The following is a 21,965-nucleotide window of genomic DNA, read 5'->3' as shown; positions in this document are numbered from 1 at the left end:
ATAAACCTTGAATATGAATTTACGCCGAGCATTGTCGCACACTTTCATGCTCACCCTCACAAATAATTACTCTAATCATTTCTTTGGTAACGCGTCGCTCTATTTACCGATTAGGCGAGATGTTTACCTGTTAGCCACGGTTTATCGTGATATCTGATACGAATCCATGCTCTGTGCTGGTCAATGCCTGTTGCAGCATCTGAGCTGCTTCTTGCGCGGTCATAAAGCTCGAGGTATCCATGTCTTTACCGCTTGTATTCCAAAACTCGGTCGCCATTCCTCCAGGATAAACCGCGACGATTTTCATCGGGTGACCTTTTAGCTCCAACCTTACTGATTCGATAAAGCCTTTCACGGCCCACTTTGCCGCGCAGTAGGTGGACTCTTCCGCTTTAGCACCTTGTGCCGCCGTCGACATCACCACAGCAATGGTGACCGATTGATCTTTGTAGCGCTGCACAAGCTCGCGAATCAAAAAGATCGAAGACTCAATATTGTTCTTCAGCATGTCGCTGATGATGGTTGGATCTTGCTGTTCTATTTTACCGAAGTAGCCACTGCCAGCACTGTGGATCACCAGTTTAGGCATTTCAGGTAACGCATCCAATAACTCGCTCACTGAGTGCGGGTCACAGAGATCACACGCTTGGCTAATGGTATTCGCAGGCAGGCCTTGCGCCACTTCTGCTAAACGTTGTGCATTGCGACCTGTGATGGCTACGCGCTGAGCGTCTGTTGCGGCGTTAGCATATTGTTTCGCGAGAGCTGCGCCTAAACCGCTGCTTGATCCGGTAATTAAAATCATACTGTCTTCAATTTGTAGAGTTGATTCGAGATAGTAAGGGGCTAGGCTAAGATTTTCTGAGATCTATGGCTAAAGTTGTTCGATAGCCTGGTTGATAGGTTGATAGGTTGATAGGTTGATAGGTTGATAGGTTGATAGGTTGATAGGTTGAGCGGTAGGGGGGAATAAGAGTGTGTGGAAAGTCGTTAAGAGTCGACTGGTTTGGTCAGAAATAACAGTGTTAAAAAATAACGAACCAACAAGTAAAAGCGCCGGCATAAGAGCCAGCGCTTTTGAGTAATCATAAGTGATTATTTTTCGTCGTCGAACTGTTTGATCGTGAACGCGTCTTCGATTCGGTTAAGCTCTTCTTGTTCTTTCACTCGCTTCTCTTCTTGCAGAGTCGCTCTCGTTTCGTTGAAACGTTTTTTCTCTGACTTAGTCAGGAATTTTACAGCTTTTTTGTTGGTCAGTGCGTAAGCAACTACGTCTTCACCTTTTTCTCTGCGGTCGTTTACGCGTTGTGAGAAACGTTCATTGTCGCGAGCTTTACGCTCCGCTGAGGTCAACTTGCTCATGCTTTAAAGCCTTTTCAATTATTCATGGTAGGGAATCTACGCTTAGCGAAACAAATGGGGACTGCTTAGTGTCAGTCTAGTCCATTTGTATGCTGGTGGCGCATCTTAGCACAGTGGCTTGAGCATGCAGGTATGCTATTCGAGGGATTAAACAAAACAGCCCACAATTTTCGTTATAGGCTGTTTTGTTAAGTACTGTAGATGTAGTCATCGTTTTAAAACTAAGAGTCAAAAACGGCAGTTAAATCAGATCTTCTCGATGTATAAGATGACCTCTCCGACTTTAAAGCCAAACTTAGACATCTCAGTCTTGTTGAACAAGCGTTTATCGTCCATCAAGAACATCCAATCATCGAGCACCACTTCATAGGTGCTGCCGTCTACTTCAATTTCTAGATCATATTTCCAATACAGCGCAGAACCTTGGGTTTCACCATAAGCGGTTCCAACGACATCGTTGGCGGTGCCTGAATAGGTGTTTTCGCCCGTTTTGAGCAGATTCCAAACGCGTGTTGAGCGCTCGCCATCAGCAAAAGAGAACCACTCTTTTATTTCTCCGTTGTCGCCGTCCCAAGTCGCGATCAGTTTGGCATCGAAGCGGCGCAGTAGGTTACCCGAGCGGTCGAGCACCATGCCGTAAGCCATGAGCTCGCCATTAAAAAAGGTTTCAAGCTTGAGCTCTGGCGTAGTGTCGACATGGTCTTCTAAACTTGCAGAACCACAGCCCACTAGCCAAGTGAGTGAAAAAAATGCCAGAGCGAATTTTATTTTTGTTTTTGGATTCATTTGTTCAAACCTAAAAGTTGTTTACGAAGGCCGGGTTCAGAGGTGTTTTCAGATAACCAAATAGCTAGAAAGGCTTCGCCGAATTGCTTGTCTTGAATGATGCCGATCGGTTGTTCATCGAAATAAAAACGACTCACGTTATCTTCAGTGACACGAATCGTGAGTGTGCTTCCTTCTTCCACGTTCGGCCACATCGCGTACAAGGGTTTCAACCAACGTTGAATGTTGCTGTTAGAGTAGCCAAGCTTGTTCCACTGATCTTCGGTAGCGTCTACGAGGTCTTTGCTATCGATAGAGCGGTAATATTCAAGCTTTAAGGCTCGTTCGGAGTTGGTTGGCGTCGCGTAGAATTCTGCGGAGTAGAGAGTCCAGAACAGGTAACTCATTTCACCCTGACCACGTTTGTTTAAATCATCGACAGCAGAGGCTTTAACGCTTCCGGCAAATAAGAGCGCAGCAAAAATTAACGAAAGAGTAATAAAGCTTAGAAGTGTGTTTTTTGCTTGCTGATGAGGGCGAACAATACTGCGCTCAGGTTTGAACGTTTGTGTCGGGTTGCGTGGATAAGCCATAAGTCACCTCGTTATTGCCATTTTAGGTTGTATTAAGTTGGAGTAGGCGGCCACCAGTAAGGGCAACAAAATCCCCCAACTTATTGCAAGGGCAGCAACTACCGATGCATCTGGCCAAGTAGTAAGAAGAGCACCGGCTTTGATGCCTCCCCAATAACTACTAGTACCTGCTACGAACCCTATGACAAACAAGATCACTTTCGAGCATTTTAATAGCCAATTTAGGCTGTGGTTAAAACTGATTAAGAACATGATCCACAGGCAGACAAGCCACACCGGGAACCAAGATTGATTCGCAATTTCAGAGTCGACGGCAAACACGCCGAAGTGAAGTAAGAGGCTATCAAGCAACAGCCCCAATGGTAATAAAATGAGTATCTTCAGATCGCTACTGCGAGTCGGTGATAGAAGGAAGTGAACCACTACAATCAGTGGTGTGACGAACGGGGCTTGCGCGGTAAAAAAGGCACTGCAAACCCAGGTCGCTTGAAACAGTACGAGATTAATAATCCAAAACCGCTTCATCTTTTGCTCCAAAGTAACGAGGTTTTCTTGCGACTACATGGTGAGTGCTGATCACGCGCTCTTTGAATGCGCCTTCACAGTAGCAGAAGTAGAAGATCCACAAGCGCTTAAACTCTTCTGAATAGCCGAGGGACTCTAACTCTTCCCAACTATTTTCAAAGGCGATGTTCCAATCATTCAGTGTTCGAGCGTAGTGCAGGCCAATGTCATCAATTTCTTGAACCACAAGGTCGGTGCTGGTCGCAAGGTGTTGGGTCATCACTGAAACCGAAGGTAGGCAACCGCCGGGGAAGATGTACTTCTGAATAAAGTCGACACCTTTGCGGTATTTGTCGTAACGGCTGTCGGCAATAGTAATTGCTTGAATCAGCATCTTGCCTGATGGCTTTAACAGTGAAGAACATTTCTCAAAGAAGGTTTGTAGATATTCATGGCCGACCGCTTCTATCATCTCGATCGAAACCAACTTGTCGTACTCACCAGTGAGATTGCGATAATCCTCTTTAAGCAGGGTGATTTTATCGGTTAAACCAAGCGCTTTGACTCTCTGTTCAGCAAGCGCATGTTGGGCATCTGAAATCGTGGTAGTAGTGACATGGCAACCGTAGTGTTGTGCCATGAAGATGGCTAAGCCGCCCCAACCTGTGCCTATTTCGACCACGCAGTCTTTCTCAGACAGTTCTAGTCGCTCACAGATGGTTTTCATTTTGTTTTGTTGAGCCTTTGACAAGGTTTCTGCATCTTCGCTGTAGATAGCGGAAGAGTACTGCATCGAGCTATCTAAGAAGCGCTCGTACAGTTCGTTGCCAATATCGTAGTGTGCGAGAATGTTTCGCTTAGAGCCTTGTTCGGTGTTGGCATTCTTACGACGCAGCAAGAGGTTTTTGATGCGAGAAATCCACTGTGTCTTGTCATCAAGCTCATCTAATTGGGCTTGGTTGCGAGCCATGATTTGAATCACACGCGTGAGATTTGGACTGGTCCATTTACCATCGATGTACGCTTCAGATGCCCCGATACTGCCGTTGATGACCACATCTCTAAAAAAGGTCGCATCATGAATCACGATTCGACCTTTCAAGTCTGCTTCTCGATCACCGAACACCGAATGCTGGTCGCGCTCAATGATCTCGAGCGTTGCGAATTGCAGGCTTTCTAAAACCTTAAAGATTAAAGCTCGATATTTACAGTTGCTTGAAACAGCAACGGCTTTAGCTTGTTGTTCAATATTGTTGTTTTGTTTGGCAAGCTGTTCCATGTAAACCTCGCTGATAACTCATTCTAATATTTTGTGCCAACTAAGCTGGGTTCTGCTCCTTGGTTAGAGCGAACCCAAGCTTCAATTTAGTTCTCTCATGTGCGCTTAAGACGTTGAGTCTGGATGCGCGACAAACGGTACTTTTTTCAGGAATAATTTGAGAGCCTGATAATAAATTCCCATCACGACTTTTATCGTCATCGCCGGAATCTTGAATACCGTTCGTCTAATGTTTGTCTTGGTTACTGACTGTTTCGTCAGAGCCAGTGTCGCATCGAAAAGCTTGTCGTCTCGGCGGCTTTCGATGTGAACTAGCGTGCGTTTCGCTGGTGGCTTAATTTTCCAAAAATAAGTCATGTTCAAGTCCATGAACGGCGAAACGTGAAACTCTTTTTTTACCTTCAACTCTTGGTGCATGTCGATGAGATAGTAGTGTCTTTCTCGCCAAGGCGTGTTGCTCACCTCAGCCAACATGTACTTACAATCTCCAGTTTCGTCAAAACAGAAGAAGCAGTTGATTGGGCTGAAATAGATACCTAAACAGCGGCACTGAGCCAGCATCGTCACACGGTTTGAATCAGACCAAACCCCACCAAGTTGTTGCACTTTGGAAGCTATACGTTGCTTAAGTGATTTTGGTTCATCCGTGGTGACATTTTCTTTTTTTTCAGCGAGATAATCCGATTCGACAAAGCGAATCGGGTTGTACCAACGAGTTCCGAACAGAGCACTGCGCGCTGTGGTTTGGGGCAGCTCATCAAGATCTAACCCCATCATATACAGCTGATAACTGAACTCATGGGTGATGTCGCCAAAGCGGCGATGTCTGACGTTACCCCAATAGATACCGCTGAGCTCTTCACTCTTTTCGGATGCGATCCCCATCTCGGGTGTCAGGGTTTGACTGTTCATAGCGCTGAACTCGTACTCAAATCTAAACCGAAGCGTTTGGTCACATCGAGTGCACTGTGGACACCGTCTTCATGGAACCCGTTGTACCAGTACGCACCGGCAAAGTGCGTCTGGTTTTTACCACAGATCTGCTCACGCTTGTGTTGAGCTTCGACCGTGTTCGAGTTAAGTACCGGGTGATGATAAACAAAGCTGCGAATGATTCTTTCTGGGTCGATGGCTTCGCTTTGATTCAAGGTGACACAGAAGGTGTCTTGGCTTTCGATGCCTTGCAGAATGTTCATGTTGTACGTGACACAAGCAGGTCGTTTACTGTCGCCATCCAACATGTAATTCCAGCTTGCCCAAGCCAGTTTTCTATCTGGGAGTAAGCGAGTATCGGTGTGCAGAACGACTTCATTACGGCTGTATGGGATCTCGCCCAGTACCTGTTGCTCTTGTTCTGTCGCATCGCCAAGCAGACGTAAGGCTTGGTCTGAGTGGCAAGCAAAGATTACTTCGTCGAAGACTTGTGTGCTGCCATCTTCAAATTCAATCGTGACGCCCGTTTCTTGGCGAGTCACTTGTTTAATCGATGTATTGAGTGCAACGGGTTTGTTTAAGCGTGAAAGGATGATTTCAACATAAGAACGCGATCCCTTTGGAATCACATACCACTGAGGACGGTTTGCGATATCGAGCAATCCGTGGTTGTAGAAAAACTGGATGAAGAACTTGAGCTCAAACTCTTCCATCTCTTCCAAGCTTGTCGACCAAATCGCCGCGCCCATCGGTAAGATGTAGTGCTGGCTGAAAAAGTCGGAAAATTGGTTATCGCGTAGGAAACTGCCAAGGGTAACGTCTGGTGTGAATTCATTGCTTTCAAACTGAGCCTTACACAGCTTGTTGAACTTGAGAATGTCAGACACTAAAGACCAGAACTGAGGTTTGAAGATGTTACTCCTCTGCGCGAATAACGAATTAATGCTGTGACCGTTGTACTCGAACTTAGTAGTGGTGTTGTGGACGCTGAAGCTCATCTCAGTCGGTTGCCTTTCGACACCGAGTTGTTCTAGAAGCTGATTGAAATTCGGGTAGGTTCGATCGTTGAATACGATGAAACCTGTATCTATCGAAAACGCCGAGCCTTGATGTTCAATATCAACGGTCGCGGTGTGCCCCCCAACGTAATCATTCTTTTCGAATACTGTTACGTCGTGGTGCTTATCTAATATATGCGCGCAAGTGAGTCCAGAGATACCTGAACCAATAATGGCGATTTTCTTCATTGTTATACCATCCTTGAAGCGAGTTTTTGCCAAACTGGAGTTGGAAGCATTCTTAGTAGCTTCATCAACATGATGAATCGTCTTGGGAAATCGATTTCACTCTTTCCTTGAGCGATACCATTTACGATTCGCTGAGTTGCGGCCTCACTACTAATAATCATAGGCATAGAGAACGTATTTCGCTCGGTTAATGGCGTTTCAACAAAGCCTGGGTGCACAATTGAGACATGAATGTTGTGCGTTGCCAGATCAACCGAAAGTGTTCTGCCTAAGTAGGTGAGGGCTGCCTTTGAAGCGCCATAAGCCTCGGCTCTTGGCAAAGGTAAAAAGCTGGCGCTGGAGCTGACTAAAACCAAACGGCCGCCGGGCTTGATGTTTTTTAACCAGGCTTTAAGAGCGTAGCCAATTGAAATTAGGTTTATGTTGATGACGCGCTCGAACAGCTCGGCATCAAAGTTCACTGGGTCGTCGATGTACTCACAATCACCCGCATTTAAAATCAGCAGATCGAGCGGTTTGTCTTGGTCGAGTTCTGGGAAGTTGTGGTAATCAGTCAGGTCGAAACAAAGCGGCGTAATGGATGAATGCGCGACGTCTGTCTCGTGCGAATCAACTAAGGCTTGCAGCTTTTCTGGGTTACGGCCACAAGCAATCACCTGATGCCCTTGCTGAGCATAATCTTTAGCGAGGGATTGGCCGATACCTGAGGTCGCGCCTGTAATCATAATACGCATTATCGGCTCGCCCTCTTTTTGATGGATTTGATCGCGCAGCCCAGCACTGGAATGTGTTCGTACAACATAGAGCCGACGTCGAGGTAGTCTCTGTGGTAGACCACTTGACCGTCGAGCATCTTAACGTGGCTGTGTCCTTGTACTTCGATCGGCTTTTGCCCATTTAATTGCTTGTGAGCAAATTGCATCGTCCAGTAAACAGAAGCTTCGTCGTTCGCTTCGAAAGTGTGTTCGATATGAAAGTAACAGCTGGTTACTTGGGTGTAGAGGTTCTCGAAGTAGTGCGTAAGCGCCGAAATACCGCTGACATGATGCAGCGGATCTTGGAATTCAATATCAGGGTGATAAACCGTCTTAAGCACGTCGAAATTGTCGGTTCCGAGTTCTTGATACATGTTGAGAAAGTTATCAAGCCATAGAGAGTTATCCATAATATTCACTCTAATTATTTGAAGAAGGCTAAGGCTCTCAATCGTGCTTCTTTATGCTCAACGATGGGTTGCCAGTATTCGCTGTCTATTCCGTTTTTAGCGATAAATTCATGTGGGAAATGCACATGCTTATCTGGGATATTTTGCAGCTCTGGTATGTACTTACGAATAAAAATTCCTTTTGGATCAAACTTTTCACTCTGAGTGATTGGATTGAAAATTCGGAAGTAAGGTTGAGCATCACAGCCCGTACTTGAAGCCCACTGCCAGCCACCATTGTTGGCACTAAAGTCACCGTCGATAAGGTGTGACATAAAGAAACGTTCGCCCCAACGCCAGTCAATAAGCAGGTGCTTGGTTAGGAAGCTTGCCACCACCATTCTTAGCCTGTTGTGCATCCAGCCCGTTTCAACCAGTTGACGCATTGCTGCATCGACCAATGGATATCCTGTTTTTCCTTCGCACCAAGCTTTGAAGCTAGGATGATCGTGATACCAATCTAACCCATTGTATTTTTGCTGAAAGTTAGCACCTTTAACCAGTTTAGGATGGTGGAACATCAAATGCTTATAAAAATCTCGCCAAATCAATTCATTGAGCCAACAAAAGGCCGGTAATTGCGTATCAAATAACAGATCGGGCTGTTGCTGAATCAATTGAATCGCTAACCAACGTGGGCTCACGGCGCCAATCGCTAAATAAGGCGATAGCCCTGATGTCCCTTTAACTGAGGGAATGTCTCTCAGACGTGCGTAGTCGTTGACTTTATTGCCTAAGAAATTGGGGATCACATTGCCCAATACATCTTGGCTTAATGGCCAGCGACTCGAATCCACACGAGGAAAGTCGAAATCATAGTCAACGGAGAGGGTTAAGGCTTGTAAGTCGTCAGGAAGCTGTGTTTGTGAACGTTCAGCTGACTCGACAGGAGCTGGACTGCAGATGATGCCTTTCACCTGAACTTCTTTTAACCAAGCGTTCTTAAAGGGCGTAAAGACTTTGAACATCTCGCCTTGTTTGTTGAGAACGCTACCGAGTGGCAGCATAACGTCACAATCGCTGATCTTCAGGTTTAAGCCGCTTGAAATTAGCTTTTTATCGCGAGCCTGTTCATCGACCTCAGGCTCAGAGTTTGCGTAGACGCACTTGGCATCAAGCTGCTGGCACAAATCGATGAGCTGTCTGGATTGGTCGTCAAAATCGGTCGCTTTCAGGTGAAGCAAAGTCATCCCAAATTCAGCGAGCTGGGAATCGAGTTGTTTTAGATGACGATAGATGAAATCAGCTTTGATTGGTGCAAGGTGGTGTTGCTGCCATTGCTGTGGGGTTGAAATAAAAACGGCGATAGATACGCCGTTTTCAATTGCTGCGACGAGCGCTGGGTTATCGTGAATCCTCAGGTCTCGTCGTATCCATAAAATGTCGCTCAATATCCGTATCTCAGCTTAAGTTCTTGTGGGTGAGGGTTTAGGTAAACCTGTGATTCCAAGTACTCGTTTGGGTATTCCATTAGGTAGTGATTGATCAGTGTCAGCGGTACTAGCAGTGGAATCACGCCCTCTCTGAAAGAATCGATCTGGTTGGTCAGCTCTTGCTTGTGAGCGCTACTCAGTTGTTTCTTAAAGTAACCTTGCAAGTGATGCAGCGTATTGGCGTGACTGCCTCGATTAGCATGATGCGATAACGCCTTCATCAAACCTTCGATGTATTGAGCCGCCAATTCGTCGATGTCTAACTCATTACCCGCTAACAGTTTGCCTAAACTTTTGTATCCCTCAACGTGGTGACACATGACTAAGTACTTGTGAGCGCTGTGGAACTGAATCAGTTTGTGTTTGGTCACACCTTCATCCACGAGATCGAGCCATTTTTGGTAAGTGAACACTCGAGTCATGAAGTTTTCACGCAAAATGGGATCGTTAAGGCGGCCGTTTTCTTCAACGGGAAGTAACGGGTTACCGTCCATAATTTGTTGGGTGAACATGCCTACGCCAGTCGATTCAGAGCCGCGACCATGGTGGTGGTACACCTTCACGCGCTCCATGCCACAAGTTGGGCTTTTTTGACACACAATAAAGCCAGCAATGTGTTGGTTGTTCTTTGAGTAGTTTTGACCGAACTCGATCAGTTCGTTGGTCACATCACCTGAACCATCTGGGCGAGAAACGTGAATGATGTCATCTAACATTCTTGTTTGACGAATGGTTGGGCGAGGAGTTGGAAGGCCGACGCCCATTTCAGGACAAACCGGTTCTAACTCTACATAATCTGCAAGATCGTCTGTGCAGAAGCGAGAACGTTTGTGTCCAGTATCGAACCGAACTTTATGACCGGCGACACATGCACTGATGCCTATTTTTATTTTTTTATCCATTGGTCAATTCCTTACGATCATTGCTCATCGTTATTCTTGTATTATGTGGTTTGTTGCTTATTCCACATTACTTTAGTTCGGTTTTTACTTTTCTACCTAGCCAACTGTGCGAGTCTTGTGACGAGGCCAGTAAATACTTCAATCTAATAAATGTATTTACCTAGTGGGTTGAACAGTTGACTCACGCCTTTAGTGAAGTACAACGCATCACTTGAAACGGTTAAACAGACACAACCTTCTTTTGTTGCAGGTTGATGAGTGTGATTGCCATCCAACCAGATGAAGTCACCTTTGTTGTAGACGCCCATTTCGTCTTCGAAACTGCCTTCTAGAAGAAGCGTGATCTCGAAGCCTTTATGGGTGTGGCAAGGCACTTGTCCATCTTTGTCGATGTGCAACAAGCTGGTGTGGTGTGCTTCGTCAGCAAAATCGAGTCTTGCTCGTGAAATTTTGCCTAGGTTCATCCAGTCCTTTCTCGCGACTGAGTTGAGGGCGCGAGGAATTGTGAATGTCGTGTCGGCGACGGTTACTTTCTGGACCTCTGGAATCACTTCAACTGACTGTGAAGCATCGGCTGTGATTTGCTCAATCGCGTCAAAATCAAAGTCCATGTCGTCCGTTGAGAAGCTGTCTAGATCTTCATTTGAGAATACTGGCTCTGCGTCAAATGCACTATTCGCCGCTTCAGCGGTAAGCTGCTTAACTTGTTGTTGGCAGTGTTCACACAGTTCTACATGGCTAGAAACAATCAGAGAAACTGAATCAGCCAACGTGCCATCGACGAAGTCTTTCAAGATTGCCGCGTTTGGGTGATGTTTAATCATGGTCTTGTTCCCCCATGTGAACTTTTAATTTGGCTAAAGCGAGTCTCAGACGTGATTTCACCGTTCCAAGTGGGACGCCAAGTTGCTGAGCGAGTTGCTCTTGAGAGAGCTCTTGAAAATAAACACCTTTGACGATGGTTTTTTGAGCAAGAGGCAATTTCTCTATCTGGGTCATTACGTGTCGACTCATCAAATGATCACCGAATGGCAAATCTTCACTTTGAGATTCGGCTACCATCGCATCTATCGGCCAGATATCGTCGGCTATCGTTTGTTCGGCTTTCGCTTTCACTTTGCGCAACATGTCGAACGCTGCATTACGCATTACCGTGTAGACCCAAGTGGTCGCAGCGCCTTTATCTACATTGTAGAGATGCGCTTTCTTCCAAACATTAGTCATCGTGTCTTGAACTAGCTCGTTGGCAGCAGCTTCACCGCCTAACTTACTAATGCCAAAACGCTTAATCTTAGGAGCGAAAAACTTAAACAAACAGGTGAATGCCTGCTTGTCTCGGTCTGTACCAACCAACACCAACCAGCTCGAGAGCTCTGTCGGTACTTTGTTGTCTGTAGGTACTTTGTTATCGGGAATAATGACATGCTCCTTGCCGTTCCCTGAACTTCTGCTTTCCACTTGCATAGTAACTAACCATCATGCGAATTTGATAGGCACTACGTGAAACGAGAAAGTCGGGATCACTTTAATTAGATTAATTTCCACTATACAAAATTATAGTGAAGAAAAATGCTTATTGCCCCGTAATGATTTGATTCAAAAAAGGAACTAGAGACGGAAAACTGGCTGGCTCAGTAAATTCTGTTTTCTTTTCCAATGGGATAGGCATCATTTCGAGCAATCGCGCACAAATCCATTGTGGGCTCTCGAAATCTGGAGTGGGATAGAGTGTTCTTATCGAATCGTGGTCGCGAAACAACTGAACCAAAAAAGCGGTAAACACGTTAGGCACTTTATATTCATGGGCTGGCCAGTGTGGCAACGATCTGAACTTACTTTTAATCAGGTCATCGTCGTCTCGAAACGACCCATGCAATTGCACCAGCTTTTCGCCTTCGACATCAATTTCTAAGATTTGGTCATCCGACATATTGAAGTCAACGATGCATACCTTTGTTCCCCAAGAGCTGAGGTGACCAGAGTTAGAGTTGTCTTGAGTGGCAATAATGAAACCATCTCCCTGCGCTGCGTGAGCAACCATCGCGAGGTACTTTGGCTCAAAAATGCGCAGTCTTTGTCTGCCTCCTGGTAGAAGGAAGATGGGGAGAGGAAACACTGCGAGCTCTAGAGAAGACTCTACGGGTGTTTCTGGTTCGGCGTCTGTCCGCGTGGTCTTCCTAGGTGAATTCGGCACATAGTACTCCTTAGTTCAGATGTGATTTGAGAAGATATACGCGGGGAGGGTGGTGTTCGATCAATTCGCTTCGGCTTATGTTTGCAAAGGGATAGGTATTTTGTTGCACCTGTTCATAAATTCATTGTTTTTACCTTTTCTCATACGCGTCATTAGGTAATATATGAACAAATAGTAAGCGAATGGGTAGTTGCCAGACGATGCTTTTATCTGACGTTCTTCTATACCTAACATCGCATCAAAGGAATGGTCATGATTGTTATTTATGGTATCAAAGAGTGCTTAAATCCAATTAAGTTGCAGCTCTCTAATGTGTTGCAGCAGTGCTTAAACAGTGAAATGGGTTTACCCGATGACAAGCGAGCACATCGGTTTGTGCCATTGGAACGAGATGACTTCTTTTACCCGGAAGGAAGAACAGAAGCCTATACCGTCATTGAGATAAATATGATGGAAGGTCGAGCGGTAAACACCAAAAAGCGCTTAATTAAGAAGATATTTTCTGAGATAGAGAAGCAGTTAGCTATCTCTCCAATTGATATTGAAATCACTATTAAGGAACAGCCATCGCACTGCTGGGGATTTCGAGGCATGACCGGCGATGAAGCTCAAGATCTGAAGTATAAAGTGAAGGTCTAGGGTTAACTCTTAACACGTAAGCACACCTATCGAGTGACGGCTTTGGAATTTGATTCCAAAGCCGTTTTGTCTCGTTCTCGACACTAACCTTCAAGTATCTAAGTATCTAAGTATCTAAGTATCTAAGCATCGTCACTCTCTTTTAAATACTGATGCCAATTTTCATTGATCACATCAAAGTGCTCAACGCAGAACTCTTTTCTGTCTTTCAAATAGTCATTTTCCACTTCATCGAGCAAGTTCTTATAGGCATCAGGATCGCTGCCATACACCAAGCATAGTGTGGAGAAGTAACGCTGCAGGTCGAAACTGTGCTCGTCGATGTACTCCCCCAAGTCGTAATACTCGGGGCGGTCTTCTGACTCGAAAGCGAACATGTCTGCTGCGCTGATAGCGGCATCAGCCCCATGCTCTACGTAGTTCAGCAGTAGCACGGTTGCTAGGTTATCAACTGCATCTTCTTCTTTACCCAATATGGCAATGTTCTGATCTTCGATATACGCATGCCCAGCTTCGTGCAGCAGAGTGTGCAGCAAGGTATCAATAGCGCCGGTTTGCGCAGATTTCCCATACTCTTTTTCGTATTGGTTCTTCTCGAAATAATTGAGTGACTCAGCGTAAAAGCTATAAGGGATCAGCACTTGATGGTTTTGTGGATCGTAGAGTGGTCCTTCTTCCCCGCCATATTGAATGGTTAATGGCTTCTCAAACATGAACAGTTGGTTGGATAGGTCGACCACTGTGTCATTAACGCCACTGCTTTGAATCTCTCGTTTGAGCTGCTCTTCTTCGGTATTTTGCGGTGTGGAGTACTCGACGATTAGGTTACTTTGGGTAGTTTGTTCACTAGATGCATAAGTTGTGGCAAACATTGCACTCAGGGCTAGGCTGCAGGTCAATGTTCGTTTCAATAATGTCATCGGCTATCCTTGTGATTGCGTTGTGAGTCAGAGTCGTGCTGGGGGTAACAACTCCAAGCTGTGTACCCTGATTTAGTTACTGCGTTAGAGTATAAGTTTAGACGGAATTTTGATGCATCGAGGACTGCAATTTTTGATGTAGGCGCTATCCTATCAAGGAATAATCCGCCTAGAGGTTCGCCACAAAGAATAGGTGAGCTGAATGAGCGGTGTCGATGTGATTCGTTTCTGTTGGTAATTAACAGATAAATTTCGGTTCAACAGAACCCTTGTGCTATACTCCGCGCCCCAATCCGAATTGGCTTGTTTAATCTTAGGAAATTATTATGAGTGTTAAAAACGAACTTCAACAAATTAACAACCGTCTAGACAAGTGTCGCCACAAGTTAGATGCTGCTAAAACTCGTAATGATCGTCCTGTTGTTCGTCAGTTCGAGGAAGAGATTAAGAAGCTAACTAAGAAAATTGCCCAGCTTAAACACAAAGAAAGCTACGATGTGAACCAAGAGCGTAAGTCTCTGGTTGATATGCCATTTAGCCGTGAGATCACTAAGGCTGAGCAAGCGGATATGGGTAAACTTAAAAAGTCTGTTAAAGGACTCGTCATTGTTCACCCAATGACGAAGATCGGTAAAGAACTTCGTATTGAGGTTATGACTGGTTACGCACCGAAAAAATTCTAATTACCAGCGATGGTGATGAAAGAGGAGCTAGAAATAGCTCCTTTTTGCTTTTTTAGGTATTAAGAAAGCAGAGTCAGCGGCATAGATACTCACGCCGTTTTCAACTTTTAGGAGGTGATTGTTGTCACAAATCCTTTTATCTCCTATAAAAGTTAACGTGCTACTAACATGGCACTAAGCGATCGCAGTAATGTGTTCGCTTTTCGAATCCACACTTTCTCTCCAGTTTGTATAAATATAGGTAGAGCAGCACAAATAATTACAGATAAAACTAGACTCATTAGGGAAGATGAGAACGTAAAAAAATAGAGGTTATATGAATCAATTAATTTCAATTGGACCATTAGAATCCTTCCTAATCGCGATTAGTGTTTTGTTTCTAGGTCATTTCGTCAATGCAAAGCTTCCGATTCTCAAAAAGTACAACATTCCAGAGCCCATTGTCGGCGGCTTGATTGTCGCTTTTGCTATTACAGCCCTGCACTTTAACGGCCTTGATCTTGAGTTTTCTTTGCCCCTGCAGAACACGTTTATGTTGATGTTCTTTGCAACGGTCGGTCTTGCGGCGAACTACACGCAGCTGATAAAAGGTGGTGCTAAAGTATTCCTATTCTTAGGGGTAGCGTCGGTTTACATCATTATCCAAAACGGTGTAGGCGTAACCTTAGCAACGGCACTAGGCCTTGAACCCTTGATGGGTTTGATTGCTGGCTCTATCACGCTTTCGGGTGGTCACGGTACAGGCGCGGCTTGGTCTCAAACCTTTGCAGACACGTTTGGTATTGCAAATACGCTAGAAATCGCAATGGCTTCAGCGACCTTTGGTTTGATTATCGGTGGTATTATCGGTAGCCCAGTAGCGCAAAAGTTGATTGACAAAAACCAGCTTGAATCTGAGTACGGTACTGGCACGCAAACGCACGAACGCTTCCCTGAACTTGTTACTTACAACGAGTATGAAGAAGACAAAGTGACGGCGAAGAAGGTGATTGAAGTGTTGTTCATCCTTCTTATCTGTATCACGGGTGCGAAGTACCTAGAGCAGTGGGTGGCGACTTTTGAAATTTCTTGGTTGATGATTCCTGACTTCGTTTACGCGTTGTTTATTGGTGTGTTCATCACTAACGTGTTTGAAGTGACTAAGCTGCATAAGACTGACAGCGAAACGGTCGATATTCTTGGTACGGTGTCATTGTCACTGTTCCTAGCAATGGCGCTAATGAGCCTTAAGCTTTGGAACATCTTTGATCTTGCGATTCCGTTCTTGGCTATCCTTGCGGTTCAGGCGGTGGTGTTAGGTATTTTCTCTTACTTTGTGACGTTCAAAGTAATGGGTTCTAATTACGACGCAGCGGTTATGGCGGGTGGTCACTGTGGTTTCGGCCTAGGTGCAACACCAACGGCAGTAATGAACATGGGTTCTTTGGTGAATCGATACGGTCCATCGCCACAAGCCTTCATGGTTGTGCCAATTGTTGGTGCCTTCTTTATCGATATCGTTAACCTGATTATCCTTCAAGGTTACATCTCGTTTATCGGTTAATGTTCGCCTTTGCTTAAATGCAATGAGCTTATCGCACTTAGATGAATACAAGAAAGCCAGTCTGTTGACTGGCTTTTTTATTGCTTGCTTATACTCGAGTTTCTCTAGTATAAGCATCAAATTTTCCCGAATTTGATGTGCATTTTTGTGTTGAATACAGCCGAACTATGTAATGAGCCGACTGCTTTCACACCTTTGTACTTATGATGGTGAACTTATTTGCAACTCCTTTAGTAAAGGAAATGCAGCCTTGATGTGCTCTCCTGTGACAATGAATCCAACCAACTTGTTATCTTCATTGAAGCCTTTGGTGACAATGCCTTTAGGATCGAATCGAGTTTCCCAGCTCTGAGCTGTGTGAATATTGCGCCCTGCCAGCTGAATCGGGTAACTCGGTGTTTTCACCTTGGTGATCATATGAGGCAAGCTGAGCTTTGCTTCACCCACTTTGACCTCTCGTGTATCCATAGTCAGCTGCTTCGCCAACACGTTTGCCGACAAGATTGCTGGCTGTAGATAAGCCATCACACGCCCTTCAAATTCAGCGCAATCACCAATCGCATACACATTGTTGGCGCTGGTTTTCAGGGTGTCATCGACCACAATACCTCTGTTGACCTCGATTCCCGCTTGCGTGGCTAAAGCCGTATTTGGCCTTAACCCTGCTGCGGCGATCACGATATCTGCTCGTATTAATCGAGAAGCGGTAGTTTGTAGCCTGACTCCATCATGAAGATAAGTCGCTCGAAAAATCGCAGAGTCGGTTTCGACGGTAGCCCCTGCTTTTGCCAGCTCCCGTTCCAACTCAAGTGAAACGAAAGGCGGCACTAGGTTATTCAACAGATAACTTGCGGGTTCGATAATCGTGACATTTTTGCCCGCAGTTTGAAGGTCGAATGCAAGCTCGACCCCAATCAAGCCTCCACCAATCACAGTGATACGTTGAGCTTCATCGATCTGAGCTTTGTGTTTCTCGAACTCTTCCAAGCTATTTAACGTAATGGTCGCGCTGCGTTTAAGCCCTTCCGCTGGTGGTATGAAAGGTGTAGCCCCCGTTGCTAATACCAACTTCGAATAGTGGATAATTTGCCCGTCAACATGAACACACTGCTGCTTGGTATCGATTTCACTGACGAAAGCCTTGGTTTTGATGACTACGTTGTACTGCTCAGCCAATTGCTGAGCGTTATTAACGGCTAACGACTGTGGTGTTTGAGCCTGGCTGAATGCGTGTGAAAGATTCGGCTTACTGTACTCAACCCCTGCATCTGCCGTGATCATGGTAATCGCGACATCTTGGTCAATTTTACGTACCATCTTTATGGTTTGTAGGGCGGCGAAACCACCGCCCACAATCACAATGTTCGACATGTTACTTCTCCACAAACACTTCTTTACCTAGATGGCATTCAGGGCAAAGGAAATCATCTGGCACTTGTGCCCATGGTGTTCCTGGTTCAACGCCTTGGTAGGGTTCACCCAGTTGTGGGTCGTACACCCATTCACACACAGTACAGCGCCAGCAAGTGCAATCTGCGCTATGTACAGGCTTATCTTGCGCTTCTTCTGACTTCTGCTCTGCCGTGTCTTTTAGCTCTGTTGGGGTGCTTGTCGGTGCTGATTCAATACGTTGAACGTTGCGCTCAACTTGTTTAGGCTCACTAACCTCGTCCGCATCGGTGCGCCAAACCTCGGCCAGTGTCATCCCGTAATCAATACATTGACGAAGTGCGTCTGTATCTGGTTTCCAGTGGATGTGCTGAGGTGCGCTCACCTCGAAGTTGGCTTCACGTAAGCGAGCATCGATGCGCTTTACTGCGCCGCCAGTCCAACCTGAAGATCCAAATGCTGCGGCTCTTTTTCCTGCAAAGCGCAGGCCGTGTATTTCTTCAAGTAGCGCGGCGATTTGCGGCATCATCACGTTGTTCATGGTCGATGACCCAACAAGCACACCCTTTGAACGGAAGACATTGGCAAGGATGTCATTCTTGTCGTGCTTAGAAATATTGAAGACCTTGATTGCCGTTTCTGGGCTGCCTTTACGGATACCCTTTGCGATCGCGTCAGCCATCATGCGAGTGTTGTTGGACATGGTGTCGTAGACAATCGTGATACGATCTTCTTTGTAGGCTTTCGACCACTCGTAATATTGCTCAACGATTTGAGTCGCGTTGTCACGCCAAATACAGCCGTGAGAAGTAGCAATGACATCAATCGGCACGCCTAAGCTCAGCACTTCTTCAATCTTTGCTTTAACCAGCGGCGCAAACGGCGTCAGGATGTTCGAGAAGTAACGCAGACATTGTTCATGCAGCTCAACTTGGTCTAGTTGGTCATTGAACAGGTTTTCGTCGCAGTAGTGTTGGCCGAAAGCGTCGTTACTAAACAGGATTTCATCTTCAGTTAAGTAAGTCGCCATTGAGTCTGGCCAGTGCAGCATTTTCATCTCTACGAAGATAAGTTGCTTTCCGTTACCGACATCAAGAGTGTCACCGGTTTTGACGGTTCTGAAATTCCAGTCTGGTTGGTGGTGGTGACCAACAATGGAGTTTACACCCGCTTCAGTGCAATAAACCGGCGTGTTCGGAATTTTAGCAAGCAGCGCAGAGAGCGCGCCTGAGTGGTCTTCTTCAGCGTGCTGACAAATGATGTAGTCGATCTCATTGATATCGATTTCCATCTCTAGGTTTGCAAGGAATTGCTCAGTAAAGCGATGATCGACAGTATCGACAAGCACTGTCTTCTCTTCACGGATCAGGTATGAGTTATAGCTCGTACCTTTGTTCATGTGGTATTCCTTACCGTGGAAGTGCTCGGTTTCCCAATCGTGGACGCCGACCCAATGAACATTTGATTTAACGTGAATAGTCATAATGATAATACCTTATTGAAATATCTAAGGCTCTCATTGCACTAGTTGTGCCATGTTTTTAAATTGTTGTTTTAATTGTGTTTGTTTGCTTTTTGAGCTTGGTGTTGAGTCTAAATGACTCAGAAGTTTTTGTATTTAAAGTGAATCATTCGTGTCAATTGGACATTGCGGTGCTTACAGCCTCTTACAGTCTGTATCTAAACAGCATGATAGTTTTAGCTTGTTTAAATAATGTCTGAATAGGAAAAGAAATGTTGAAGAAATTACTTACCTTCGCTGCTTTATTGCCAAGCATGGTTTTTGCTGAGTCAACGGTATATCTAGGTGGCGACTTTCTCACGAATGATTCAAAATACGCCTTTCAATATGGCTTCTACTTTCCCGCAAGTGCTGAGCTTGATTTTGGCTACGAGCTTGAATACGCAAAGTACAGTGATGACGTGCATTCGTTTGGTGTGAACATCAAACCACAGTTCCCATATGGCAATTTTTACTTCGCGCCAATTGGTGGTGTTCATTACTTCAATGACGATATTGATACGGCTTTTGTGTATGGAGCCGAGCTTGGTTACACGCGAGGTGCGATGACATTTAGGACGGGTTATAAAGAAACAAGTGAGGACTTTGAGTACAACGATAATGTGTACGTGGGTCTCGCGGTAAACTTTTAGTTGCTGATAGGTTAGGTTGGTCGGCTTCAAATGCAAAAAAGGCCAGACGAGCGTCTGGCCAAATAAAGCAGTGCGATTTGTTTGTGTCAGCTATTTACAGCGTAGTGTCTGTTATAGCGTAGTAACGACTTCATCAAGAGCTAGGCGCGCTTTTGGTTTGCCGTAGTTGTAGTCTTCGCCGTCTTTGTGGTAGCCAATAGCCAGCGCTACATCAACAACGTGACCTTCTAGTTCGTCAGCAAACTCTTCGCTGATCATAGCTGCGTCTACACCTTCCATAGGTGTTGAAGCGATACCTAGACGAGCTAGTGTGTGCAGCGTGTTACCTAGTGCGATGTAAACTTGAGACTTAGTCCAGTTACCGTTGAAACCTGTTTCGTCTGTGTTCATTTCTGCGAATGCGTAAGCACCTAAGAATTGCTCGTACATTTCAGCTGGTAAGTGACCAGAGCTTACTTCTGTATCAGCACGCTTCGCGAATTTCTCTTTAGTGTACTTAGGATCGTGAGCAAACAGGATCGTGTGTGACGCTTCTTTCGCATGTGGTTGGTTAAACTGGAACATGTTTTCGAAAGTATTGTGGAAGCGTTGTTTTGCTGCGTCACTCTCAATGATGATGAATTTCCAAGGCTGAGAGTTGATAGAAGAAGCTGACAAGCGAAGTGCTTCTTTGATTACTTCCATGTCTTCCGCAGAGATGCGTTTTTCTGCATCGTATTTTTTAGCTGTGTAACGAGTGTTTAGATCAGTAATGATTGGATGAGTCATGTTGAATCCTAATATCTATCAATAATAAATGTTGTAGGGTTTTATGTTCAGTCACGTCAACAATAAACGGATAACGAATTTAAACGAATCTCTATAGATTGAACGTCTAAATAGTTATCGAACATGCCCCAATAAATCGAGTATCTGCGGTAGCTCAAGTCGATGGGTGTAAGATAATAGAAGAATGACTCGGGAAAAATAGCGAACATATCAAATCACTATGGTTAATAATGTCCATAATGATTCGATAAATGTGATCTTAATGGAGGTGGAATCTCTAGATTCAGTAGCTTAGTAAGCCTTGATACCATATTGGCGCAATAATGGCGGAAGTACGCTGTCTAGGTTGGGGATATCTTCTGGCGTGATTTCGATTAGACCAAAACCATGCTCTTCATAGATTTTTCTCGTCGCTTCACGTTTATCTTCGGCGATTGGCGCAGAATCGGTTCCCCAGAACTGGATGTATACTTTGCCACTTGGTAGATAAAAATCGCTGATCACTTCTTTTGATATCGGAAGCGGACGCTCGTACGCATGAACCACTCCTGCCATATAAAGCCAGTTATCGATGATCAGTTCTCCCTTTGAACGAACATAATGCCCATCTAAGCTTCGGTGCTTCGCCTCAAATTTCTGACGAAAACTGGAGAATGACACATCGGTCGAGTGGCTTTCAGCATCATGCCCTAGGAATTCAACAACAGACTGCTTTAAACGTTTATTGCGAACCAGTGAGTCGTGCCATACCACGAATAAGTTTTGAGTCGCTTTGTCTTCTCTTTGTTCACCTCCGGCTTTTAAGCCTGTAGAGGTGACATGCCAACCGTCTTCTTCTTTTGTTATCCAACCAAGCTCGTTGAGCAGTAAGTTGATTTTCTTTGCGCTGAGTTGAAAGGCGCTACCAAGCTGGGTGGCGGTGAGTGTTTTTCCTGAGAATGAGTCCAAATCGATAAGCAGTTTCTCTGGCCAGACAATAAAGACACCAAACTTCTTGTGTTCGACATATTCCCCACCAAAGCTTTCTCCCCGCTCAGTGAGAATCCAACGCTCTTGTGAACGCACAATATAGCCCGCTGTTTTTAGATCGCTAAATAAAGCTTTAGCTTCTATGCCTTTTTGTTTAGCGAGTGCGGATGTGGAAATTTTGTCTGACATAGTCTTTTCTCAAATAGCGGAGTGATCAGCTGATGGGTGTTGGAGATATATATGATGCGATAGCGTTGGTAAATACCATATCACATCTATCAATGCTAACTGCAGTTCAGTGGTCTATGTTTTTAGTTGAGCGTTAGGTCTCGTTTTGTATTTTTAGCAAAATGTAGTCCAATTTGTAATTAAATTACAGTTATAGCGATTTTGCTCATCTGGGTGCATATTTTATATACGTGACACGATGTTCTTTTATACGGTTTATATAGATCTTAGATGCTATATTTTATTAAGTGTGATT

24 protein-coding genes are annotated in these 21,965 nt (G+C 45.0%); 4 read left to right on the top strand and 20 right to left on the bottom strand.

What is annotated here, in order from left to right:
- Positions 1 to 130: 130 nt before the first annotated feature.
- From AB6E85_RS20030 to AB6E85_RS19960, 15 genes are all read right to left on the bottom strand, one after another.
- Complete coding sequence (locus AB6E85_RS20030) at positions 131 to 805, bottom strand: SDR family NAD(P)-dependent oxidoreductase (protein WP_048610247.1); 675 nt, start codon at positions 803 to 805, stop codon at positions 131 to 133.
- A 290-nt stretch (positions 806 to 1,095) separates the two neighbouring features.
- Positions 1,096 to 1,362, bottom strand: coding sequence for a hypothetical protein (locus tag AB6E85_RS20025; RefSeq protein WP_048610083.1), 267 nt, complete (start codon positions 1,360 to 1,362; stop codon positions 1,096 to 1,098).
- Between the two features lie 246 nt (positions 1,363 to 1,608).
- Positions 1,609 to 2,148, bottom strand: a complete 540-nt coding sequence (locus tag AB6E85_RS20020; RefSeq protein WP_372143892.1) for a DUF3833 domain-containing protein — start codon at positions 2,146 to 2,148, stop codon at positions 1,609 to 1,611.
- On the bottom strand, positions 2,145 to 2,720 hold the full coding sequence (locus AB6E85_RS20015; protein ID WP_372143890.1) for a chalcone isomerase family protein: 576 nt from the start codon (positions 2,718 to 2,720) through the stop codon (positions 2,145 to 2,147). The genes AB6E85_RS20020 and AB6E85_RS20015 overlap by 4 nt, the downstream gene beginning before the upstream one ends.
- A gap of 3 nt (positions 2,721 to 2,723) precedes the next feature.
- Complete coding sequence (locus AB6E85_RS20010; RefSeq protein WP_017061278.1) at positions 2,724 to 3,245, bottom strand: DUF2878 domain-containing protein; 522 nt, start codon at positions 3,243 to 3,245, stop codon at positions 2,724 to 2,726.
- The gene (locus tag AB6E85_RS20005) at positions 3,223 to 4,503 is read right to left on the bottom strand and encodes a cyclopropane-fatty-acyl-phospholipid synthase family protein (RefSeq protein ID WP_050632596.1); all 1,281 of its coding nucleotides are present in this window, start codon (positions 4,501 to 4,503) and stop codon (positions 3,223 to 3,225) included. The genes AB6E85_RS20010 and AB6E85_RS20005 overlap by 23 nt, the downstream gene beginning before the upstream one ends.
- 105 nt (positions 4,504 to 4,608) lie before the next feature.
- Complete coding sequence (locus AB6E85_RS20000; RefSeq protein WP_372143887.1) at positions 4,609 to 5,415, bottom strand: DUF1365 domain-containing protein; 807 nt, start codon at positions 5,413 to 5,415, stop codon at positions 4,609 to 4,611.
- Positions 5,412 to 6,683: an NAD(P)/FAD-dependent oxidoreductase gene (locus AB6E85_RS19995; protein ID WP_372143885.1), complete on the bottom strand. Its 1,272-nt coding sequence runs from the start codon at positions 6,681 to 6,683 to the stop codon at positions 5,412 to 5,414. Before AB6E85_RS19995 ends, AB6E85_RS20000 begins: the two co-directional genes overlap by 4 nt.
- A gap of 2 nt (positions 6,684 to 6,685) precedes the next feature.
- Positions 6,686 to 7,417, bottom strand: coding sequence for an SDR family NAD(P)-dependent oxidoreductase (locus AB6E85_RS19990; RefSeq protein WP_059017988.1), 732 nt, complete (start codon positions 7,415 to 7,417; stop codon positions 6,686 to 6,688).
- Complete coding sequence (locus AB6E85_RS19985) at positions 7,417 to 7,848, bottom strand: nuclear transport factor 2 family protein (RefSeq protein ID WP_372143883.1); 432 nt, start codon at positions 7,846 to 7,848, stop codon at positions 7,417 to 7,419. The genes AB6E85_RS19990 and AB6E85_RS19985 overlap by 1 nt, the downstream gene beginning before the upstream one ends.
- A 14-nt stretch (positions 7,849 to 7,862) precedes the next feature.
- Complete coding sequence (phrB, locus tag AB6E85_RS19980) at positions 7,863 to 9,278, bottom strand: deoxyribodipyrimidine photo-lyase (RefSeq protein ID WP_372143881.1); 1,416 nt, start codon at positions 9,276 to 9,278, stop codon at positions 7,863 to 7,865.
- Positions 9,275 to 10,222, bottom strand: coding sequence for a DUF523 and DUF1722 domain-containing protein (locus AB6E85_RS19975; protein ID WP_050620197.1), 948 nt, complete (start codon positions 10,220 to 10,222; stop codon positions 9,275 to 9,277). The genes phrB and AB6E85_RS19975 overlap by 4 nt, the downstream gene beginning before the upstream one ends.
- Positions 10,223 to 10,365: 143 nt before the next feature.
- Positions 10,366 to 11,046 (bottom strand): ChrR family anti-sigma-E factor, encoded by a 681-nt coding sequence (locus AB6E85_RS19970; protein ID WP_372143879.1) that lies wholly within the window; start codon positions 11,044 to 11,046, stop codon positions 10,366 to 10,368.
- On the bottom strand, positions 11,039 to 11,686 hold the full coding sequence (locus AB6E85_RS19965) for a sigma-70 family RNA polymerase sigma factor (RefSeq protein ID WP_017060967.1): 648 nt from the start codon (positions 11,684 to 11,686) through the stop codon (positions 11,039 to 11,041). Before AB6E85_RS19965 ends, AB6E85_RS19970 begins: the two co-directional genes overlap by 8 nt.
- 109 nt (positions 11,687 to 11,795) lie before the next feature.
- On the bottom strand, positions 11,796 to 12,416 hold the full coding sequence (locus AB6E85_RS19960) for an LON peptidase substrate-binding domain-containing protein (protein ID WP_372143877.1): 621 nt from the start codon (positions 12,414 to 12,416) through the stop codon (positions 11,796 to 11,798).
- Between the two features lie 252 nt (positions 12,417 to 12,668).
- Here AB6E85_RS19960 and AB6E85_RS19955 point away from each other — a divergent pair, with 252 nt between their 5' ends.
- Positions 12,669 to 13,055: a tautomerase family protein gene (locus tag AB6E85_RS19955; protein ID WP_017070218.1), complete on the top strand. Its 387-nt coding sequence runs from the start codon at positions 12,669 to 12,671 to the stop codon at positions 13,053 to 13,055.
- A gap of 122 nt (positions 13,056 to 13,177) precedes the next feature.
- Here the strand turns inward: AB6E85_RS19955 and AB6E85_RS19950 are convergent, their stop codons facing one another.
- Entirely contained in the window at positions 13,178 to 13,975 is a 798-nt protein-coding gene (locus AB6E85_RS19950) for a DUF4344 domain-containing metallopeptidase (protein WP_372143875.1), read from the bottom strand.
- 326 nt (positions 13,976 to 14,301) lie between these two features.
- Between AB6E85_RS19950 and AB6E85_RS19945 the strand changes: the two genes are divergently transcribed.
- Together AB6E85_RS19945 and gltS are read left to right on the top strand one after the other, a co-directional pair.
- Positions 14,302 to 14,658, top strand: a complete 357-nt coding sequence (locus AB6E85_RS19945; protein WP_017060971.1) for a YibL family ribosome-associated protein — start codon at positions 14,302 to 14,304, stop codon at positions 14,656 to 14,658.
- Between the two features lie 316 nt (positions 14,659 to 14,974).
- Entirely contained in the window at positions 14,975 to 16,201 is a 1,227-nt protein-coding gene (gene gltS, locus AB6E85_RS19940; protein WP_048610056.1) for a sodium/glutamate symporter, read from the top strand.
- Positions 16,202 to 16,402: 201 nt separating this feature from the next.
- Here the strand turns inward: gltS and norW are convergent, their stop codons facing one another.
- Both norW and norV read right to left on the bottom strand, forming a co-directional pair.
- Positions 16,403 to 17,572 carry an NADH:flavorubredoxin reductase NorW gene (gene norW, locus AB6E85_RS19935; protein WP_372143872.1) on the bottom strand — a complete coding sequence of 390 codons (1,170 nt, stop codon included), beginning with the start codon at positions 17,570 to 17,572 and terminating at the stop codon, positions 16,403 to 16,405.
- Between the two features lies 1 nt (position 17,573).
- Positions 17,574 to 19,073, bottom strand: coding sequence for an anaerobic nitric oxide reductase flavorubredoxin (gene norV, locus AB6E85_RS19930; protein WP_372143870.1), 1,500 nt, complete (start codon positions 19,071 to 19,073; stop codon positions 17,574 to 17,576).
- Positions 19,074 to 19,324: 251 nt separating this feature from the next.
- Here norV and AB6E85_RS19925 point away from each other — a divergent pair, with 251 nt between their 5' ends.
- The gene (locus AB6E85_RS19925) at positions 19,325 to 19,744 is read left to right on the top strand and encodes a hypothetical protein (protein WP_372143868.1); all 420 of its coding nucleotides are present in this window, start codon (positions 19,325 to 19,327) and stop codon (positions 19,742 to 19,744) included.
- A gap of 111 nt (positions 19,745 to 19,855) precedes the next feature.
- On the opposite strand, the gene AB6E85_RS19920 is transcribed toward AB6E85_RS19925, so the two are convergent.
- A complete protein-coding gene (locus tag AB6E85_RS19920) occupies positions 19,856 to 20,512 on the bottom strand; it encodes an NAD(P)H-dependent oxidoreductase (protein WP_017061511.1) in 657 nt (218 codons plus the stop codon).
- A gap of 291 nt (positions 20,513 to 20,803) precedes the next feature.
- On the bottom strand, positions 20,804 to 21,670 hold the full coding sequence (locus AB6E85_RS19915; protein WP_048610279.1) for a hypothetical protein: 867 nt from the start codon (positions 21,668 to 21,670) through the stop codon (positions 20,804 to 20,806).
- Positions 21,671 to 21,965: the final 295 nt, after the last annotated feature.

Origin of the sequence: Vibrio sp. 10N.247.311.51 (assembly GCF_041467855.1) — a bacterium.
Lineage (GTDB): Bacteria > Pseudomonadota > Gammaproteobacteria > Enterobacterales > Vibrionaceae > Vibrio > Vibrio coralliirubri.
This window is presented reverse-complemented; position numbering and strand designations above follow the sequence as displayed.

What these genes read in the sequence shown, in the direction of transcription:
- AB6E85_RS20030 (WP_048610247.1), bottom strand. Translation starts at nt 805, where the DNA reads ATGATTTTAATTACCGGATCAAGCAGCGGTTTAGGCGCAGCTCTCGCG.
- AB6E85_RS20025 (WP_048610083.1), bottom strand. Translation starts at nt 1,362, where the DNA reads ATGAGCAAGTTGACCTCAGCGGAGCGTAAAGCTCGCGACAATGAACGT.
- AB6E85_RS20020 (WP_372143892.1), bottom strand. Translation starts at nt 2,148, where the DNA reads ATGAATCCAAAAACAAAAATAAAATTCGCTCTGGCATTTTTTTCACTC.
- AB6E85_RS20015 (WP_372143890.1), bottom strand. Translation starts at nt 2,720, where the DNA reads ATGGCTTATCCACGCAACCCGACACAAACGTTCAAACCTGAGCGCAGT.
- AB6E85_RS20010 (WP_017061278.1), bottom strand. Translation starts at nt 3,245, where the DNA reads ATGAAGCGGTTTTGGATTATTAATCTCGTACTGTTTCAAGCGACCTGG.
- AB6E85_RS20005 (WP_050632596.1), bottom strand. Translation starts at nt 4,503, where the DNA reads ATGGAACAGCTTGCCAAACAAAACAACAATATTGAACAACAAGCTAAA.
- AB6E85_RS20000 (WP_372143887.1), bottom strand. Translation starts at nt 5,415, where the DNA reads ATGAACAGTCAAACCCTGACACCCGAGATGGGGATCGCATCCGAAAAG.
- AB6E85_RS19995 (WP_372143885.1), bottom strand. Translation starts at nt 6,683, where the DNA reads ATGAAGAAAATCGCCATTATTGGTTCAGGTATCTCTGGACTCACTTGC.
- AB6E85_RS19990 (WP_059017988.1), bottom strand. Translation starts at nt 7,417, where the DNA reads ATGCGTATTATGATTACAGGCGCGACCTCAGGTATCGGCCAATCCCTC.
- AB6E85_RS19985 (WP_372143883.1), bottom strand. Translation starts at nt 7,848, where the DNA reads ATGGATAACTCTCTATGGCTTGATAACTTTCTCAACATGTATCAAGAA.
- AB6E85_RS19975 (WP_050620197.1), bottom strand. Translation starts at nt 10,222, where the DNA reads ATGGATAAAAAAATAAAAATAGGCATCAGTGCATGTGTCGCCGGTCAT.
- AB6E85_RS19970 (WP_372143879.1), bottom strand. Translation starts at nt 11,046, where the DNA reads ATGATTAAACATCACCCAAACGCGGCAATCTTGAAAGACTTCGTCGAT.
- AB6E85_RS19965 (WP_017060967.1), bottom strand. Translation starts at nt 11,686, where the DNA reads ATGCAAGTGGAAAGCAGAAGTTCAGGGAACGGCAAGGAGCATGTCATT.
- AB6E85_RS19955 (WP_017070218.1), top strand. Translation starts at nt 12,669, where the DNA reads ATGATTGTTATTTATGGTATCAAAGAGTGCTTAAATCCAATTAAGTTG.
- AB6E85_RS19950 (WP_372143875.1), bottom strand. Translation starts at nt 13,975, where the DNA reads ATGACATTATTGAAACGAACATTGACCTGCAGCCTAGCCCTGAGTGCA.
- AB6E85_RS19945 (WP_017060971.1), top strand. Translation starts at nt 14,302, where the DNA reads ATGAGTGTTAAAAACGAACTTCAACAAATTAACAACCGTCTAGACAAG.
- gltS (WP_048610056.1), top strand. Translation starts at nt 14,975, where the DNA reads ATGAATCAATTAATTTCAATTGGACCATTAGAATCCTTCCTAATCGCG.
- norW (WP_372143872.1), bottom strand. Translation starts at nt 17,572, where the DNA reads ATGTCGAACATTGTGATTGTGGGCGGTGGTTTCGCCGCCCTACAAACC.
- norV (WP_372143870.1), bottom strand. Translation starts at nt 19,073, where the DNA reads ATGACTATTCACGTTAAATCAAATGTTCATTGGGTCGGCGTCCACGAT.
- AB6E85_RS19925 (WP_372143868.1), top strand. Translation starts at nt 19,325, where the DNA reads ATGTTGAAGAAATTACTTACCTTCGCTGCTTTATTGCCAAGCATGGTT.
- AB6E85_RS19920 (WP_017061511.1), bottom strand. Translation starts at nt 20,512, where the DNA reads ATGACTCATCCAATCATTACTGATCTAAACACTCGTTACACAGCTAAA.
- AB6E85_RS19915 (WP_048610279.1), bottom strand. Translation starts at nt 21,670, where the DNA reads ATGTCAGACAAAATTTCCACATCCGCACTCGCTAAACAAAAAGGCATA.